This window comes from Nocardiopsis sp. NPDC055551, assembly GCF_053619415.1.
Map to the genome: position 1 here is coordinate 1 of NZ_JBSHJJ010000034.1, position 1423 is coordinate 1423.

At 73.3% G+C, this 1423-nt stretch carries 1 protein-coding gene; it reads right to left on the reverse strand.

Going from position 1 to position 1423, the window contains the following annotated elements; genetic code table 11:
- Nucleotides 1–1406 (reverse strand): amino acid adenylation domain-containing protein (locus tag ACWGSK_RS27595; protein WP_452457186.1); only part of this gene is annotated, 1406 nt, incomplete at its 3' end.
- Between the last annotated feature and the right edge of the window lie 17 nt (nt 1407–1423).

A 1423-nucleotide genomic window follows, 5' to 3' on the forward strand; every position in this document is an offset into this window, starting at 1 on the left:
GAACCGAACGGATCGGCGACGAAACGCTCCGCCGTCAACCCCGAACGCCCCCAATACCCCCGCGCCACACCCGCACCACCCACGTACAGCTCGCCGACCACTCCCCCGGGCACGGGGCGCAGACCACGGTCCAGCACACGTAGCCGGGTGCCCTGGACCGGTCGGCCGATGGGCGGGCTGCCGCCCGTGGCCAGGGGGTCGCTCAGGGAGGCGGCGATGGTGATCTCGGTGGGCCCGTAGGCGTTGACCATGCGTCGGCCGGGCGCCCACCGGTTCACGAGCTCGGCCGGGCACGCCTCCGCACCGACGACCAGGACCCGAAGGTCGGGATAGTCCCCGGCGGGTACCGAGGCGAGCACGGACGGCGGGATGATCGTGAGCCCGACGCGGTACCGGAGCAGGGTCCGCGCCAGGTCCTCACCGACCAGCGGGCCGGGCGGGGGCACCACGAGGGCGGCACCCGCGCCGAAGGCCATCAGGACCTCCATCACCGAGGCGTCGAAGCTGGACGAGGCGAGCTGCAGGACCCGGAAGTCGGGCCGGGTGCCGAACCGCTCGGCCATGGAGGCGGCCAGTTCGCCCGTGCCCCGGTGGGTGACCATGGTGCCCTTGGGCGTACCGGTCGACCCCGAGGTGTAGATGAGGTAGGCGAGGTCGTCCGGCTCCGGCGGGACGGGGACGGTCGCCCCCTCGGGCAGCGGGCGGCGGGTCAGGGCGTCCAGGGTGAGACGGATCGGCCCACTGTCGTCGGTTCCGGCGATTCCGGCAGCGGCTCCGGCCTGGTGGTCCGACTCCGTGAGCAGGACGCGCACACCGGAGTCCGCGATGACGAAGGCCTGTCGTTCGACGGGATAGGCGGGGTCGATGGGCAGGTAGGCGCCGCCCGCCTTCATCACCGCCAGGAGCGCGACGACCAGGTCCGGTCCACGCTCCAGGCTCACGCCCACCGTGGTCCCGCGGGTGACGCCCAGGGCGTGCAGGCGCAGGGCGAGGTCGTCGGTGCGCGCGTCGACCTCGGCGTAGGTCCACTCCTGGTCGGCGCCGACCAGGGCGGTGGCCCCGGGGCTGCGGTGCGCCTGCTCGGTGAACACCTCGACGAAGGTGCGACCGGCCCGCGCGGACCCGCCGTCGCCCCAGCGGGTGAGCTCCTCGTGTTCCGCGCCGGTCAGGAGCGGCAGGGCGCCGACGGCGCGGTCGGGCCGCTCCACCAGTGCACGCAGGTGGAAGGCGAAGCGGTCGGCCAGCCGGTCGGCGTTGACGGTGTCGAAGGCGTCGGGATCGTAGCGCAGCTGGACCTCGACGCGCTCACCGTCGTAGGCGACGAGGGTGAGCGGGTAGTTGGTGGCCTCGTTGGCGGTGACGTCGACGATCTCCAGGCCGTGTTCGGCGGCCGAGTCCTGGTCCACCGGGTAGTTCTCGAACA